Annotated in this window: 15 protein-coding genes; 8 read left to right on the plus strand and 7 right to left on the minus strand. The window is 66.6% G+C overall.

Features of this window, described 5'->3' with window-relative positions:
- Positions 1-2: 2 nt before the first annotated feature.
- The 6 genes from AC56LH_RS21575 to AC56LH_RS21600 form a co-directional block, all read right to left on the minus strand.
- Entirely contained in the window at positions 3-1,610 is a 1,608-nt protein-coding gene (locus tag AC56LH_RS21575) for a carboxyl transferase domain-containing protein (RefSeq protein ID WP_499649542.1), read from the minus strand.
- Positions 1,611-1,655: 45 nt separating this feature from the next.
- Positions 1,656-2,114 (minus strand): YchJ family protein, encoded by a 459-nt coding sequence (locus AC56LH_RS21580; protein ID WP_499649544.1) that lies wholly within the window; start codon positions 2,112-2,114, stop codon positions 1,656-1,658.
- A 73-nt stretch (positions 2,115-2,187) separates the two neighbouring features.
- Complete coding sequence (locus tag AC56LH_RS21585; protein WP_499649546.1) at positions 2,188-2,511, minus strand: type II toxin-antitoxin system RelE/ParE family toxin; 324 nt, start codon at positions 2,509-2,511, stop codon at positions 2,188-2,190.
- Positions 2,512-2,517: 6 nt separating this feature from the next.
- A complete protein-coding gene (locus AC56LH_RS21590) occupies positions 2,518-2,790 on the minus strand; it encodes a type II toxin-antitoxin system Phd/YefM family antitoxin (RefSeq protein ID WP_183555028.1) in 273 nt (90 codons plus the stop codon).
- A 65-nt stretch (positions 2,791-2,855) separates the two neighbouring features.
- Positions 2,856-4,091 carry a D-amino acid dehydrogenase gene (locus AC56LH_RS21595; protein WP_499649548.1) on the minus strand — a complete coding sequence of 412 codons (1,236 nt, stop codon included), beginning with the start codon at positions 4,089-4,091 and terminating at the stop codon, positions 2,856-2,858.
- Positions 4,092-4,206: 115 nt separating this feature from the next.
- Complete coding sequence (locus AC56LH_RS21600) at positions 4,207-5,535, minus strand: serine hydrolase domain-containing protein (protein ID WP_499649550.1); 1,329 nt, start codon at positions 5,533-5,535, stop codon at positions 4,207-4,209.
- Positions 5,536-5,693: 158 nt separating this feature from the next.
- Here AC56LH_RS21600 and AC56LH_RS21605 point away from each other — a divergent pair, with 158 nt between their 5' ends.
- The 8 genes from AC56LH_RS21605 (at position 5,694) to AC56LH_RS21640 (ending at position 13,947) form a co-directional block, all read left to right on the plus strand.
- The gene (locus tag AC56LH_RS21605) at positions 5,694-6,434 is read left to right on the plus strand and encodes a GntR family transcriptional regulator (RefSeq protein ID WP_499649551.1); all 741 of its coding nucleotides are present in this window, start codon (positions 5,694-5,696) and stop codon (positions 6,432-6,434) included.
- Positions 6,435-6,516: 82 nt separating this feature from the next.
- The gene (murQ, locus tag AC56LH_RS21610) at positions 6,517-7,416 is read left to right on the plus strand and encodes an N-acetylmuramic acid 6-phosphate etherase (protein ID WP_499649819.1); all 900 of its coding nucleotides are present in this window, start codon (positions 6,517-6,519) and stop codon (positions 7,414-7,416) included.
- 48 nt (positions 7,417-7,464) lie between these two features.
- Complete coding sequence (locus AC56LH_RS21615) at positions 7,465-8,730, plus strand: AmpG family muropeptide MFS transporter (RefSeq protein WP_499649553.1); 1,266 nt, start codon at positions 7,465-7,467, stop codon at positions 8,728-8,730.
- A gap of 90 nt (positions 8,731-8,820) precedes the next feature.
- Positions 8,821-10,410 (plus strand): glycoside hydrolase family 10-like protein, encoded by a 1,590-nt coding sequence (locus AC56LH_RS21620; RefSeq protein ID WP_499649555.1) that lies wholly within the window; start codon positions 8,821-8,823, stop codon positions 10,408-10,410.
- 36 nt (positions 10,411-10,446) lie between these two features.
- The gene (locus AC56LH_RS21625) at positions 10,447-11,415 is read left to right on the plus strand and encodes an N-acetylglucosamine kinase (RefSeq protein WP_499649557.1); all 969 of its coding nucleotides are present in this window, start codon (positions 10,447-10,449) and stop codon (positions 11,413-11,415) included.
- Positions 11,412-12,398 carry an N-acetylmuramoyl-L-alanine amidase gene (locus AC56LH_RS21630; RefSeq protein ID WP_499649559.1) on the plus strand — a complete coding sequence of 329 codons (987 nt, stop codon included), beginning with the start codon at positions 11,412-11,414 and terminating at the stop codon, positions 12,396-12,398. The genes AC56LH_RS21625 and AC56LH_RS21630 overlap by 4 nt, the downstream gene beginning before the upstream one ends.
- A gap of 23 nt (positions 12,399-12,421) precedes the next feature.
- Complete coding sequence (locus AC56LH_RS21635) at positions 12,422-13,321, plus strand: LysR family transcriptional regulator (protein WP_183555042.1); 900 nt, start codon at positions 12,422-12,424, stop codon at positions 13,319-13,321.
- A gap of 14 nt (positions 13,322-13,335) precedes the next feature.
- Entirely contained in the window at positions 13,336-13,947 is a 612-nt protein-coding gene (locus tag AC56LH_RS21640; RefSeq protein ID WP_499649561.1) for a M15 family metallopeptidase, read from the plus strand.
- A gap of 3 nt (positions 13,948-13,950) precedes the next feature.
- Here the strand turns inward: AC56LH_RS21640 and AC56LH_RS21645 are convergent, their stop codons facing one another.
- Positions 13,951-15,090, minus strand: coding sequence for a GGDEF domain-containing protein (locus AC56LH_RS21645; protein WP_499649563.1), 1,140 nt, complete (start codon positions 15,088-15,090; stop codon positions 13,951-13,953).
- Positions 15,091-15,244: the final 154 nt, after the last annotated feature.

Consider the following 15,244-nt stretch of genomic DNA (forward strand, 5'->3'; position numbering starts at 1 on the left):
CCTTACATGCGGAACACGCCGAACGTCGTGTCGCCGATCGGCTGGTTCATGGCGGCGGACAAGCCCAGGCCCAGCACCGTGCGGGTGTCGGCCGGGTCGATCACGCCATCGTCCCACAGGCGCGCCGACGCGTAATACGGGTGGCCCTGGTGCTCGTACTGGTCGCGGATCGGCTGCTTGAACGCGGCTTCTTCTTCCGGCGACCACTGGCCGCCGCGGCCTTCGATGCCGTCGCGCTTGACGGTGGCCAGCACCGACGCAGCCTGGTCGCCGCCCATCACCGAGATGCGCGCATTGGGCCACATCCACAGGAAGCGCGGCGAGAACGCGCGGCCGCACATGCCGTAGTTGCCGGCGCCGAACGAGCCGCCGATGATGACGGTGAACTTCGGCACGGCAGCGGTGGCCACGGCCGTGACCATCTTGGCGCCGTTGCGCGCGATGCCTTCGTTTTCGTATTTGCGTCCGACCATGAAGCCGGTGATGTTCTGCAAAAAGACGAGCGGAATCTTGCGCTGGCAGCACAGCTCGATGAAGTGCGCGCCCTTCAATGCCGACTCGGAAAACAGGATGCCGTTGTTGGCGATGATGCCGACCTTCATGCCGTGGATATGGGCGAAGCCGCACACCAGCGTCGTGCCATAGCGCGCCTTGAATTCGTCGAGCACGCTGCCGTCGACCACGCGCGCGATCACTTCGCGCACGTCGAACGGTTTGCGCGTATCGACCGGGATGACGCCGTACAGTTCGGACGCCGGATAGTGCGGCTCGACGCTTGCGCGCCGTTCACCCTGCTGCGGCTTGACGCGGTTCAGGTTCGACACGATCGTGCGCGCCAGCGACAGCGCATGCGGATCGTTCTGCGCCAGGTGGTCGGCCACGCCCGACAGGCGCGTGTGCACGTCGCCGCCGCCCAGGTCTTCGGCGCTGACGACTTCACCGGTCGCCGCTTTCACCAGCGGCGGGCCGCCCAGGAAAATCGTGCCCTGGTCCTTGACGATGATCGACTCGTCGCTCATCGCGGGCACGTAGGCGCCGCCGGCGGTGCACGAGCCCATCACCACGGCGATCTGCGGCACACCCTTGGCCGACAGGTTCGCCTGGTTGTAGAAGATGCGGCCGAAGTGGTCGCGGTCGGGGAACACGTCGTCCTGGTTTGGCAGGTTGGCGCCGCCCGAGTCGACCAGATAGATGCAGGGCAGGTTGTTCTGCTCGGCGATCTCCTGCGCGCGCAGGTGCTTCTTGACCGTCATCGGGTAATAGGTGCCGCCCTTGACGGTGGCGTCGTTGCAGACGATCACGCATTCGTGGCCGCTTACCCTGCCGATGCCGGTGATGATGCCGGCGCTGGGCGCGGCGCCGTCATACATCTCGTAGGCGGCCAGTTGCGAGAATTCGAGGAAGGGCGTACCCGGATCGAGCAGGTGTTCGACACGCTCGCGCGGCAGCAGCTTGCCGCGCGCGAGGTGACGTGCACTGGCTTCGGCGCCGCCGCCCTGCGCCAGTTGCGCCACGCGCGCGCGCAAGTCGTCCACCACGGCCTGCATGGCGGTGGCATTGGCCTTGAAATCCTCGCTGCGCGGGTTCAGTTTGCTTTCGATCTGGGGCATGTGCCGTCCTCTGGTCTGTCGCCGCCTTGCGTGCGTGGCAGCGCTTTACTGCTTGTCGGGGAAACTGCCGTCCAGGTAAAACCAGCGTGGCGCGCCATCGGGGCCGGCTTCGCGCACGAAGCGGCTGCGCTCGTGGAGACGGTGCGCGCGCCCGCCCACCTTGAAGCGGGCGACGAATTCGACGTGGTCTTCGTCGCGCGGGTGGTCCTGGTCGCCTGGAACGTCCGGCAATTCTGCTTTACGTTGACGTAAACGTAAAGCAGTTTTTATCTCCAGGCCAAGCCAGCGGACGGGCTCGTTGTCGACGATCGGTTCCTGCGGTCGGGTACTCGGGTGCCAGGTGGCGCGCAGGTAGGCCTCGTCGGCCAGCGTGAAGGCGGTATAGCGCGAGCGCATCAGCTGTTCGGCCGTGGGCGGCAGGGCCGCGCCGGCCAGGAACGGGCCGCAGCAGCTGTCGAACGAGGGGCCGCCGCAGGGGCAGGGGGAGGTGGGGCGGGGAGGCATGGCGGCAATTATCCGCGATTTCACCAACGATGGTCAGATGGGTACTTCGCGAAGGCCTCGCGAGACCAGCCGGCTAACTCGACAGGATTCGTCGACGTAACAGTGCTGCCAGATCGCGGCTCGTATGGCAAACGATGTAAATATAAAAGCATTCACGATCGCCATGCTCAACAATGATGCGGTGCTGACCGGCCAGAAGCTGACGGTACCGGGGGAGGTTGAGCTCTTCCAGCTCGCCTACGAGCGTCCCTTTATTGGGCCATTGCATCAGGGATGCCACTTCATCGCGGATTTGCTGCGTCACCTTTCTGGCGTAGTCCGGTGATTCGGACTGCTTCAGGTATTGGCGGATCGTGAGCAGGTCGTCCTGGGCAGATTCGGTCCAGATGATCTTCATGATCTGTCAGGGCGCGTTGTCTTGTGCATCCAGCTGCGCAAAAAAATCATCATGACCGGTGACCTTGCCGTCTTCAATTTGCTTCCTGCCATGGGCAAGCAGCCGTAGCATCGTCAATTGATCCTGCGTCTTCTGATAGCTCACCGGATCCTGGACGATTGCCTGCACCCGGCCATTGACAGTAATGGCCACGGGATCATGGGTTTCCTGAACCAACTTGACCACATCGCTGGTATTCGTTTTCAAATAACTGATGGGTTGGATATTGGAAAAGTTCATGGTGCCTCCGCTGGTCGATCGCCGATCATAGTACCACAGGTCTAAATTGCGTACTAAATATAGTACTAAGCGCACAGTGTCAAACCATCAAGCGCAAACGGCGGCGCCTTTCCCTGCACCAGATCGGCCAGCACGGCCGCGCTGCCGCAGGCAAACGTGAAGCCCAGCGGCCCGTGCCCGACGTTGAGCCACAGATTGTCGTAGCGCGTGGCGCCGATGATCGGCGCGCTGCCCGGCGTGGCCGGCCGCAATCCGGCCCACGCCGACACCTGTGAATAATCCGCCGCACGCGGCATCGTCTCGCGCACCAGGCGCGTCAGGCCCGCGACGCGTTTGGCGTCGAGCGAGACATCTTCGCCCACCATGTCGACCATCGCCGCCACCCGTAAGCGGTCGCCGATGCGCGCATACAGCACCTTGCGCTCGAAGTCGGTCACGCTGATCTCGGGCGCGATGTCGTCCTGGCGGATCGGCGCGCTCAGGCTGTAGCCCTTGAGCGGGTACAGCGGCAGGTAGATGCCGACCGTGTCGGCCAGCGTGCGGCTCTGGATGCCGGCGGCCAGCACATACGCATCGGCCGTGACCAGGCCACCGACGGTGTCGATGCCGGTGATGCGGCCCCGCTCTGCACGCAGCCCCAGCGCGGTGCTGTTGACGACCCCGCGAAAGCGAGGATGCTCGCCCAGCCGTTCGGCCAGCGCCACGCAGAAGGCGTGGCAGTCGGCCACCGCTTCGCCCGGATTGTAGATGCCGCCGGCCAGCAGGTGCTGGGCTGCGGCCAGCGCAGGTTCGTGCGCCGTGCATTCTTCGGGCGACCAGATCTGGCCCGCGCCCGGTTTGGATGCGGCGACATCGAACGCGGCGCGCGTGCGAAACACCACCAGCTTGCCGGCATCGCGCCAGCCAAAACGCTCTGGCGGCACGACCAGCGAGAGCGAGGCCATCGCCCGGCGCGATAGCTCGCCCAGCTCGAGCAGCTTGGCCGTGGTGCGGCGGTTGACGTCGGCGCGGCAGTGGGCCAGGAAGCTGGCCAGCCAGCGGTACTGGCGCAGGTCGGCCTCGGGTCTGAAGCGCAACGGGCCGTCGGCCTGGAACAGCCATTTGAAGGCCTTGAGCGGGATGCCGGCGTCGGCCAGCGGCGCCACGTACCGGTAGCTGAGCTGCCCGCCATTGCCGTAGCTGGCGCCGCTGCCCACGTCCGGCGCGCGCTCGAGCAGTGTGACCTCGTGGCCCGCCTCGAGCAGCCACCAGGCGGAGGCCAGGCCGACGACGCCGCCGCCGATGACGATTATGTGCTGCATGCCGGACTCTTTTTTTCGGGTGGGGACAGGGAGCTTAGGGGCAGCACGCACGCACTGCCAATGAATCTAGCGCGCGCGCTCATAACCGGGATATATGTACGCGCCCGCATGCCGGTCAATCGGCCAGGCCGAGGATCGCGCGGCGGTGCAAGGCCGCCACGATGCGCTCTTCATAACGCGCCAATGCCGTCTCGCGGCCCGGCGTGGCGGCCGGATCGGTTCCCGTGCCGCCGGCCAGCACGATCACGCCATGGCCCCGTGCGCGGTCCATCGCGAACACGGAGCGCAGCCCGTAGGCATCGCCCAGGTGGCCCACGGCATCGAAGCCCGGCGCCAGGCGCAGGCCGGGGCGGTCCGGATAGTGCGCGTTGCCGAATCCGCGCGGACTGAGGATGCTGCCCAGCGGATTGCCATTGCCGCCCACACCGTCGTACGACCAGTGGCGCGTGAACATGCGCTCGAGCGTCGCGCCCTGCAGCAGGCGCGCGCCGCCATGCACGCCGCCGGCCATCAGCATGCGCATGATGACGCCCAGGTCGCGCGCGGCGATGCGCAAGCCGCCGGTCGGGCTGAACGGCGTCGCATTGGTGCCCGGGACGTAGCCATCCAGGCCAGGGGGCGGCGCCGGTGGCCGCGCGCCGACATCGTCGACCTGCGCGATCCACGGGCCGTTCGGGGCCCAGACCTCGCTGTCGACGGCGCGCTTGCGGTAGATGGTCGCGATCTGGTCCTGCGCCGCCTTCGGCAATCCGGCCGGGTTGTAGCCGGCCTGCAGCCCGAGCGGCTGCAGCACCAGGCGCGTCATCAGCAGGTCGAACCGTTCGCCTGTGACGCGCTCCATGATCGTGCCGATGATGCCGAACCCCAGGTTGCAGTAGGTGTAGTAGGCGCCCGGTCCGGCCAGGCTTGACCACATCGGCTGCGCAGCCGGCGTGACGACGGCCTTCAGCGCCGTCGTCGCCGGCCAGAAGTAGCCGGCGTCGTCGCGCAGGGATGACGTGTGCACGAGCAGGTTGCGCAGCGTGATCGCCTGGGTCGGGAAATGGGGATTGCGCAGCGTGAAGCCGAGGTAGCCGGAGACGTCGGCGTCCAGGTCGACGCGGCCGGCTTCCAGCAGCCGCATCAGCCCGAGCGTGGTGACGAGTTTCGAGATCGAGGCGATCCGGTACAGCGTCGCCGGCGTGGCCGGGCGGTCGGGGAACAGGCCGTTGCCGATCGTGCGGCGCCCGAACGCGCCTTCGTACACCGGCTGCCCGGCGCGCAGCGCCAGCACCGACAGGCTCGCCAGCGGGCAGGCCGGATCGTCGGCGATGGCCGCCAGTTCGGCGTCGAGCTGGCGCTGCAGGGTATCGCCCGCGCCACCGCCTGTTGGCATCGCTGCAAATAATGGTCCCATCGTCCCCAGCATGGCCATGCCGAGCAGGGTGCGCCTGCCGTGATTCATGTTCGTCCCTTGGCGTTGCGTGATTGTGACTATCGGTCCAGCATACGGACTGCGCGAAACCCTTGACCAATGAATACCCGTGCGCAGGGCATAACCGTTTTGCATTGGTCGCAAGTGGTATGCTTCCATGGTATGCCAGACCCCTTCGCCACGACGCCATGAACAGCCCCAGCCCCGGATTCCAGGTCGACCACGACGACAATTCGCCGCTCTACAAGCAGCTTGCGCGCAAGCTGGCGCAGGACGTGCGCGATGGCCGTTACCAGGCCGATCAGGCGCTGCCGTCCGAGCGCATGCTGTCCGAGCAGCTCGACGTCTCGCGCGTCACGGCGCGCAAGGCGATCGACCAGCTGGTCGACCAGGGCCTGGTGGTGCGCCGGCGCGGTTCGGGCAACTACATCGCGCCGCGCATCGAGCAGCCGCTGTCAACGCTGTCGAGCTTTTCCGAGCAACTGCAGCAGCGTGGCTATACCCCGCGCTCGCAATGGCTGCGGCGCGACACGATGCTGGCCGACGCCGACGAGCAGCTCTCGCTCGGCCTGTCGCCCGGCGCGCGCATCGCGCGTCTGGAGCGGCTGCGCTTTGCCGACGACATCGTCATGGCCTATGAAGTGAGTGTGATCCCGGCCGCCGTGCTGCCGCACCCCGAACTGGTGGCCGCGTCGCTGTATGCGCACCTGTCCAAATCGGGCCACCTGCCGGTGCGCGCGCTGCAGCACATCCGCGCGATGAACGCCGACCTGGAGCTGGCCACGCGCCTTGAGGTGCCGGAAGGCCGCGCGGTGCTGTTCATCACCCGCGTGGGGTATCTCGAATCGGGCCAGCCGGTCGAACTGACGCATTCCTACTGCCGCAGCGACCATTACGATTTCGTGGCCGAGCTGCGCCGGCAGGCCTGAATGCATAACCTGGCGGCATGACGGCGCCCGATCCTTTCATGGAAGCGCTTGTCAAAGTGGTATTACACTGGTTTTAACCAAACTGTGCAGGTGCGAGACAGCGATGCTCAATACCGAAACCCCTTCCCTGGCGCACACCGCGCTCGACCAGTACCCGACGACGGAACTGGTCAATGCCCTCGTTGATGACCAGTTCCATGCGGTGGACGCCGTACGCCGCGCCGGGTCGCGCATCGCCGCCGCCGTGGCGGCCGCAGTGCCGCGCATGGCAGCGGGCGGGCGCCTGGTGTATGTCGGCGCCGGCACCTCGGGCCGCCTCGGTGTGCTCGACAGCGTCGAGCTGTACCCGACCTTTTCCTGGCCTGCCGAACGCGCGGTGGCGCTGCTGGCCGGTGGCCACGGCGCGATGTTCGCTGCGGTCGAAGGCGCCGAGGACGATCTGGCGCAGGGCGCGGCAGATATCCAGGATGTGAACGTGGGCCCGAACGACGTCGTACTGGCGCTGGCGGCGTCGGGCGCCACGCCGTACGTGCTCGGCGCGCTTCAAGCCGCGCGCGCTGCCGGTGCACTGACGGTCGGCTTTGCCAACAACCCGGATGCGCCGGTGGCCACCCAGGCCGAGATCGGCATCACGCTCGACACGGGTGCTGAAGTCATTTCAGGCAGCACCCGCCTGAAAGCGGGCACCTCGCAAAAGATCGCGCTGAACACCTTTTCCAGCGCCCTGATGGTGCGTTTGAACAAGGTTTACGGCAACCTGATGGTAGACTTGAAGGCCACCAATGCCAAACTGGTACGACGTGCGATCCGCCTGACGAGCTTTGCCACCGGCGCCGACGAGGCTGCCGCGCAGGCTGTGCTGGAACAATGCGGCTTCCACGTCAAGACCGCGATCGTGGCCTTGTCCAAACAAACCAGTGTCGAGCAGGCGCAAGCGCTGCTGGAAGCGGCGCACGGCAGCGTGCGCCAGGCGCTCGCGTAAGCACGCGCCTTTTCAGCAGCACCGGCCTGCACGGCGCGCGAAAGAGTCATGCAAAAACCGCAAGCGAACAGCCCGTGGCTGTGGGTGCCGTCCCTGTATTTTGCCCAGGCGATTCCGTACGTTGTCGTGATGAGCCTGTCGGTCATCATGTACAAGGACATGGGCATTTCGAACTCCGATATCGCCTTCTATACGAGCCTGCTGTACCTGCCGTGGGTGATCAAGCCTCTGTGGTCACCGATCGTCGACATGTTCGGCACCAAGCGCCGCTGGACCGTGCTGCTGCAACTGGCCGTCGGCGCCTCGCTCATTGCAGTGGGCACCGTGCTGCACCTGCCCACCTTCTTCGTTGTCAGCCTGGCCGTCCTGTGGATCATGGCGTTCAGCTCGGCCACCCACGACATCTCGGCGGACGGCTTCTACATGCTGGGCCTGCGCCAGAAGCAGCAGGCGGCGTTCGTCGGCGTGCGCAGCACCTTTTATCGCCTGGCCACGCTGTTTGGCCAAGGTCCGCTCGTGGTGCTGGCCGGCTACCTGGCCGTGAGCCTGGGCGACGTGCGCCAGGCCTGGTCGATCGTGTTCTACGTGCTGGCCGGCCTGTTCTTCGCCGCCTTCGCGTGGCACCAGTGGGCGCTGCCCGTGCCGGATGATGACCACGCCGTCCCCAAGAGCGACAATCCGCTGCGCGACTTCATCGGCACCTTCGTCGCCTTTTTCAAGAAGCGCGATATCTGGATGATCGTCGCGTTCATCCTCACGTTCCGCCTCGGTGAAGCGCAGCTGCTCAAACTCGTCGCGCCATTTTTGAAAGACCCCATCAGCGCCGGTGGCCTGGGTTTGACCACCGCCGAATACGGCATCGCCTATGGCACGGTCGGCATCATCGCCCTGACGCTGGGCGGCCTGGCCGGCGGCTGGCTGATTTCGCGCGTGGGCCTCAAGCGCTGCCTGTGGGTCATGGTGTTCGCAATCCACTTGCCCGACGTGGTGTTCGTCTACCTGTCGCAAACCCAGCCGACCGATCTGATGATCGTCTCCGCGTTCCTCGCGCTCGAGCAGTTCGGCTACGGTTTCGGCTTTACTGCGATGATGATGTACATGATCATGGTGGCCGACGGCCCGAACAAGACCGCGCATTACGCGATCTGCACCGGCCTGATGGCGCTCGGCATGATGGTGCCCGGCATGTGGAGCGGCGACCTGCAGGAATACCTCGGCTACCAGCACTTCTTCATCTGGACCTGTCTTGCGACCATTCCCGCCTTCATCGTGGCGGCGCTCGTTAAAATCGATCCGGAATTCGGAAAAAAATAAGCGGACGGCTGACGCCCGCGCTGCCGCGCCCGACGTGGCGCCGGCGCGGATCGTCAACCTCCGGTACAGCAACATCAAGGAGTTCTTTTTTTGCTTCCCAACCTGAACAAACGCACTTTCACGCTCGGCATGGCCAGCGCCGTCGCCCTGGGCCTGGCGGCCTGCGGCACCAAGCCCACCAAACCGGGCGCCACAACTTTCATCGGTGGTAATGAGCCACCGGCGGCGCCGCGCGAGTTTCGCGCCGCCTGGGTGTCCACCGTCGCCAATATCGACTGGCCCAGCCGACCGAATCTGAGCGCTGCCAAGCAGCAGCAGGAAGTGCTCGCCATCCTCGACCGCGCCAAGGCCATGAACCTGAACGCGATCGTGCTGCAGGTGCGCCCGGCCGCCGACACCATCTATCCGTCCAGCCTCGAACCCTGGACCGAATACCTGAGCGGCATCCAGGGCAAGGCGCCGCAGCCGTTCTACGATCCCCTCGCGTACTGGATCACCGAGGCGCATGCGCGCGGCATCGAGCTGCACGCCTGGTTCAATCCCTACCGCGCGCGGATGGACGCCTCGCGCGGCCAGTCGGCGCCGAACCACATCACCAACACCAACCCGGCAATCGTCAAACGCTACGGCAAATTCATGTGGATGGACCCGGGCGAGCCGGCCGCCGTCAAGCAGACGCTCGACGTGATCCTCGACGTCGTGCGCCGCTACGACATCGACGGCGTGCACATCGACGATTACTTTTATCCGTACCCGATCGACGCCGCGCCGCAGGTGGCCGGCAACGCCGCGGCCCTGGACGGGCGCAGCGGCACGCGCGAACTGGACTTCCCGGACGATCCGGCCTGGCACCGCTACCTGGCCGGCGGCGGCCAGCTCGATCGTGCCAACTGGCGCCGCGACAACGTCAACCGCCTGATCGAAGCGATGTACAAGGGGATCCACGCCGAAAAGAGCTGGGTGCGCTTCGGTATCAGCCCGTTCGGCCTGGGCCGCCCGGACCGCCGCCCGCCCGGCATCAACGGTTTTTCGCAGTACGACAAGCTGTACGCCGACGCCGAGCTGTGGCTCGAGAAAGGCTGGGTCGATTACTTCGTGCCGCAGCTGTACTGGCCGATCAAGCCGCCGGGCCAGGCCTACGATGTGCTGCTCGATTACTGGATCAGGCAAAATCCGCAGCGCCGCCACATCTGGCCGGGCCTGTTCACCAGCCGCATCGGCGCGGCGACCAAGGGCTACGAGCCGCAGGAGGTGCTGGCCCAGGTCGACGTGACCCGTACCCGGCCGCTGGCCACGGGCCACGTCCACTTCAGCATGGTCGCCCTGATGCAGAACCGCAAAGGCATCGCCGACCAGCTGCGCACGACCCGCTACGCCGGGCAGGCGCTGGTACCGGCCACGACGTGGCTGGGCAATGAGCGGCCAGGTACGCCGCTGGTGGGGGCCTCGCGCCGCGCGCGCTCGGTCGACCTGACGCTCAAGGCGGGCAAGGCCAATGCGCTGTACGCGGTCTGGTCGCGCCATGGCGGCCAATGGCGTTTCGCCGTGGTCCCGGCCGTGCGCGTGGCCTGGTCGGTGCCGGATGACGCGACGCTGGGCGCGGCCGAAATCGTGGTGGTCAGCGCAGTCGACCGCTTGGGCAACGAGGGCGCACGGGTGCGCGTATGGGGCAAAGCGTAATGCAGGTAGCATCGGGTTTTATGGGCGGATTTTGATATGCCATCTGATCGGGACAACGTGAGCGGGTTTGGCCTGGGGATCGACGCCGGCGGCACCGAGACGCGCTGGGCGCTGGCGGCTCCCGGCGGCGCCATCCTGGCCGACGGCGTGGTGGCGGGCCTGTCGGCGCTGCAGATGGCCACGTCCGACGGGCGCGCAGCGGTGCGCGCGAGCCTCGAAGAACTGGCGGCGGCAGTGCTTGCGCATGCCAGTCCGCTGCGTATCCAGGCTGGCCTGACGGGGTTTGGCGGCGACGACGAACTGCTGCAATCGTGGCTGGCCCAGTTGCTGGGCGTCGCGCCCAGCGCCGTCACGCTGTCCAACGATATCGAACTGGCGTATCGCGCCAATTTCGCGCCCGGCGCCGGCTACCTCGTGTACGCGGGCACCGGCTCGATCGGCGCCTTCATCGACGCCGACCACGTGTTCCACCGCGCGGGCGGGCGCGGCGTGCTGCTCGACGATGGCGGCGGGGGCTTCTGGATCGCGCGCGAAGCACTGCGCCACATCTGGCGCAACGAAGATGAGCAGCCCGGCTGCTGGCGCGATTCGCCGCTGGCGCAGGCCGTGTTCGAACACATCGGCGGCGCTGACTGGAATGTGTCGCGCCAGTTCATCTATCAGGGCGAGCGCGGCGCGATCGGCAAGCTGGCGCTGGCCGTTGCCGCCAGCGCACAGCGCGATCCTGCCGCCGCCACGATCCTGAGCGAAGCCGGCCTGGAACTGGCGCGCCTGGCGCTGGCGCTCACGCGCCGTTTCGGCCCGCGCCCGGTGGTGCTGGCCGGCCGCGCGAGCGAACTGCACCCCCTCATCATCGAGACCATGCGCGCCGCGCTGCCGGCCGGGCTGGAGCTCACGCAGACCGGCCTGCGCGCCCACCACGGCGCCGCGCGGCTGGCATTGCAACCGGCCGCCACGCCGCCCGCGCGCGCAACCCACAAGAACATCAACGAGGAATCCCCATGAAATCGATCTTTGCCGCTCTCGCCCTGGCCGTACTGGCGGGTTGTACCACCACCGCCCCGACCACGCCGAAGTACGACACCACCTACGATGCGGTGGGCCAGTCGAGCCGCGCGCGCTTTCTGGTGCTGCACTACACGGTGGCCAACACGCCCGCCTCGATCAAGATCCTGACGCAGCAGCAGGTCAGCTCGCACTACCTGCTGACCGACGAAGCGCAGCCGAAGATCTACCGCCTGGTCGACGAGAACCGCGCTGCCTGGCACGCGGGCAATTCGAGCTGGAAGAACTTCACGCAACTGAACAACAGCTCGATCGGCATCGAGATCGTCAACGCCGGCTGGAAGGACACGCCGCAGGGCCGCGTCTACGCGCCGTTCCCGCAGGCGCAGATGGATGCGCTGCTGCCGCTGATCAAAGACATCGTGGCGCGCCACGGCATCGCGCCCGAGAACGTGCTCGGTCACAGCGATATCGCGCCGCTTCGCAAACAGGATCCGGGGCCGCAGTTCCCGTGGCAGCGCCTGGCGCAGGAAGGCCTGGTGCTGTGGCCGGATGCGAACCGTGTCGCCGCCGTGCGTCCGGCCTTCGACGCCCTGCTGCCGGACGTCGCCTGGTTCCAGCGCAAGCTGGCCACGCACGGCTTCGGCCTGGTGCAGAGCGGCATGTACGATGAAGCGACCCGCACCACGCTGGCGGCGTTCCAGATGAAGTACCGCCCGCGCGATATTTCGGGCGTTGCCGATGCCGAGACAGCGGCGCTGCTCGAAGTGCTGACCACGCCGGCGAACACGCCACCGCCGGTGGTGCCGGCAGCCCTGGCGCCCGTGGCGCCGGCCGCGATGCCGATGCCAGTACCAGCGCCAGCGCCGATGCCAATGTCTGCGCCGACGCCGACCCTGCCCGAACCGACACCGGTGCTGCCAGTCGAACCGACGCCGGAAACCACCCCGGCCCCGGCCGCGCCGGTCATCACCACGCCATGATGGCCGTGATTGGGGGATAAGCGATGCGTCTGCGCCATATCGAAGTATTCCACGCCATCATGCAGGTCGGCACCATCAGCGGCGCCGCCCAGGTGCTGCATATCTCGCAGCCGGCCGTGACCAAGGTGCTGCAGCACGCCGAGCTGCAACTGGGCATGCCGCTGTTCGAGCGCGTGCGCGGCAAGCTGTATCCCAAGCCGGAAGCGCACCGCCTGTTCATCGAAACGGAAAAGCTCCACCGCGATCTGCAGGGCATCCGCCGCCTGGCCGCGAGCCTGAAGGGGCGCGCGGTGGAAACCGTGCGCCTGGTGTCCACGCCGACCATTGCCGTGAGCGTGCTGCCGGCCGGGATGACCGCCTGGCGCCGCGCCTTCCCCGAAACGCGCTGCGAGCTGGCCACGCACCACACGAGCGAAATCGTCAATGCACTGCGCCTGGGCGAAGCCGATGTGGGCCTGTCGCTGCAGGACCCGCGCCACCCCGGCATCGTGGCCGAGCCGATCGCGCATGGCCTGTTGACGGTGATGGCGCCGCGCGGCACCTGGAGCGACGCCGAATGCCGTACGCCGATTGCAGCCGACGGTTTGACGGGTGAACTGATCGGCATGGCCGATCGCGATCCGCTGGGCGAGATGGTGATGGCGGCCTGCGAAGCGCAGGGCGTGCAACCGGTGTTTCGCACCGTGGTGCAAACGTACCAGATCGCGCGCTCGCTGGTCGAAGCCGGCGCCGGCACCGCCGTGGTCGATCCGTTCACGGCCGCATCGGCCGCGGCGAACCAGGTGCAGTGCCGCCAGTGGTCGCCGTCGATTCCGGTCCACCTGTACCTGCTTACAGCCAGCCACGCGCCGCTGTCGCACGGCGCGCGCGAGCTGGCCAACTGCATCGGCGCGACCGCGCGCGCCTGTCTCGAACCCGCCTAGGATTTTTCAGCACCATGCACGCGTTCATCGCCAGCGAAGACATTGCCGCCAGCCTGGCATTCCGGCACCTGGATTCCATCGCCGGCATCCGGGTCGACCTGCGCTACGCCACCGCCAACAACTTCGTCGGGCGCGATCTGTATTCGCCGTTCGATTGCGCCTGGCTGCATGTGCAGGCAGCCGCAGCGCTCGAGCGCGTGGTGGCGTGGCTGGCGGCGCGCCGGCCCGACCTGACGGTGCTGGTGCTCGATGCATTGCGGCCGCAGCGCGTCCAGCAGCAATTGTGGGATGCGCTCGAGGGCACCGATCTGCGCCTGTACCTGGCCGATCCGGCGCGCGGCTCGATCCACTCGTACGGCATGGCGCTGGACCTGACGCTGGTCGACGCGGCCGGCCATGAGCTGGACATGGGCACCGGTTTCGACGACATGACGGAATTGTCGCATCCGGCGCTGGAAGAAGGATTTGTGCTGGCTGGACGCCTCACAGAAGCGCAGGTGGCCAACCGGCGCCTGCTGCGCGAGGCGATGCTGGCGGCGGGCTTTTTGGCCATCAAAACCGAATGGTGGCACTTCGATTGCGGCGACCGCGATCTGGTGCGGCGCACCTTTCAGCGCGTGCTGTAGCCGTCAGTTCATCGCGATCGTTTCAACCCGGTTGCGGCCATTGTGCTTGGCGGCGTACAGCAGCTTGTCGGCGGTCAGGATCAGGTCGGGCAACGTGATGTGGCCGTCGTCGCGGGCAAAATCAAACGTGGCCAGGCCGAAGCTGGCGCTGGTCTGCAACCCTGGACCATCGGCATCCGGCGCGACCCGGTGGGCCGCAAACGCCGCGCGCAGGTCCTCGGCCAGCCTCGCCCCTTGCGCCAGGTCGGTGCCGGGCAAGACCAGCAAAAATTCTTCGCCGCCGTAGCGCACCACGGCATCGACGCCGTCGCGCACCATCCCGTGCAGCAGGCTGGCAAAGGTGCGGATCACGGCATCGCCCTCGTGGTGGCCGAAGGTGTCATTGATGCGCTTGAAGTGATCGATGTCGCACAGGATGACCGACACCGGGTGCTGGTGATGGCGCGCGCTTTGCAGCTCATGCTCCAGCAGATGATCGTGCAGGTAGTGGCGGTTGTAGCAGCAGGTGAGCTGGTCGCGCTGGGCCAGCTGCTTGAGTGTCATCTGCAGCCGGAACTGTTCGCGCGCCACCCAGTTGTAGCGGCGCGCCGCCAGGATGCCGAATGTGTTGATCAGCACCAGCAGCATGCCCATCGTGACCAGGTCGGACACGGGCCGTGGCGGCAGCACGAACGCGACCAGCGCCACAAACACCAGCGAGGCGCCGGTGCCAAGGGCGGTCGAATACACCAGGCGGTTCGGGATATACAGGTAGATCACCACCAGCATGATCAGCATCGACATCGCATGCCAGTGCACCTCGTGCGGCCGCGCCAGCGCCACCACCATGAAGCAGCACAGTGCGATGCCTTCGGACAGCGATGCCGCTAGCCGCATGGCCCGGATCGACATCGGACGGCGGTAAGCCAGCCACGCGCAGGTGCCCGCGATGGCCGCGACCAGCAGGCGCGCCGGCAGCGTGTCGCGCACGGCCGCATCCAGGCCCAGCACAGCGATATCCGTCACAAAAAACGACAGGAAGAACGCGACGCAGAACAGCAGCGTGAAGCCGAGCATGGCGCGTGTGCGCTCGATCTGATTGGAAAGGAACGCAGTTTCGCTGGCGCTGCGCGCGAATTCGCCGGTCAGGTAATGGATGTGCATGCGATGAACAGTGCGGCAGGTGACAATGCCTGCGACACACGATCCAGCATGCGGTGATGGTCGGACAGGACGGGATGATCCGGCATCGGCGCCGGCCGGACCGATCACCGGTAGCAGTGTCGGACGAGTGACTATTGTGGCAAGGTTTTCTTAC

The organism is Telluria sp. LT1R51-2 (assembly GCF_059685775.1).

Excerpts from the sequence above, each read along its gene's own strand:
- AC56LH_RS21635 (WP_183555042.1), top strand. The coding sequence starts at position 12,422 with ATGCGTCTGCGCCATATCGAAGTATTCCACGCCATCATGCAGGTCGGC.
- AC56LH_RS21600 (WP_499649550.1), bottom strand. The coding sequence starts at position 5,535 with ATGAATCACGGCAGGCGCACCCTGCTCGGCATGGCCATGCTGGGGACG.
- AC56LH_RS21645 (WP_499649563.1), bottom strand. The coding sequence starts at position 15,090 with ATGCACATCCATTACCTGACCGGCGAATTCGCGCGCAGCGCCAGCGAA.
- AC56LH_RS21625 (WP_499649557.1), top strand. The coding sequence starts at position 10,447 with ATGCCATCTGATCGGGACAACGTGAGCGGGTTTGGCCTGGGGATCGAC.
- AC56LH_RS21590 (WP_183555028.1), bottom strand. The coding sequence starts at position 2,790 with ATGAACTTTTCCAATATCCAACCCATCAGTTATTTGAAAACGAATACC.
- AC56LH_RS21580 (WP_499649544.1), bottom strand. The coding sequence starts at position 2,114 with ATGCCTCCCCGCCCCACCTCCCCCTGCCCCTGCGGCGGCCCCTCGTTC.
- AC56LH_RS21615 (WP_499649553.1), top strand. The coding sequence starts at position 7,465 with ATGCAAAAACCGCAAGCGAACAGCCCGTGGCTGTGGGTGCCGTCCCTG.
- AC56LH_RS21630 (WP_499649559.1), top strand. The coding sequence starts at position 11,412 with ATGAAATCGATCTTTGCCGCTCTCGCCCTGGCCGTACTGGCGGGTTGT.
- AC56LH_RS21585 (WP_499649546.1), bottom strand. The coding sequence starts at position 2,511 with ATGAAGATCATCTGGACCGAATCTGCCCAGGACGACCTGCTCACGATC.
- AC56LH_RS21640 (WP_499649561.1), top strand. The coding sequence starts at position 13,336 with ATGCACGCGTTCATCGCCAGCGAAGACATTGCCGCCAGCCTGGCATTC.
- AC56LH_RS21595 (WP_499649548.1), bottom strand. The coding sequence starts at position 4,091 with ATGCAGCACATAATCGTCATCGGCGGCGGCGTCGTCGGCCTGGCCTCC.
- AC56LH_RS21605 (WP_499649551.1), top strand. The coding sequence starts at position 5,694 with ATGAACAGCCCCAGCCCCGGATTCCAGGTCGACCACGACGACAATTCG.
- AC56LH_RS21575 (WP_499649542.1), bottom strand. The coding sequence starts at position 1,610 with ATGCCCCAGATCGAAAGCAAACTGAACCCGCGCAGCGAGGATTTCAAG.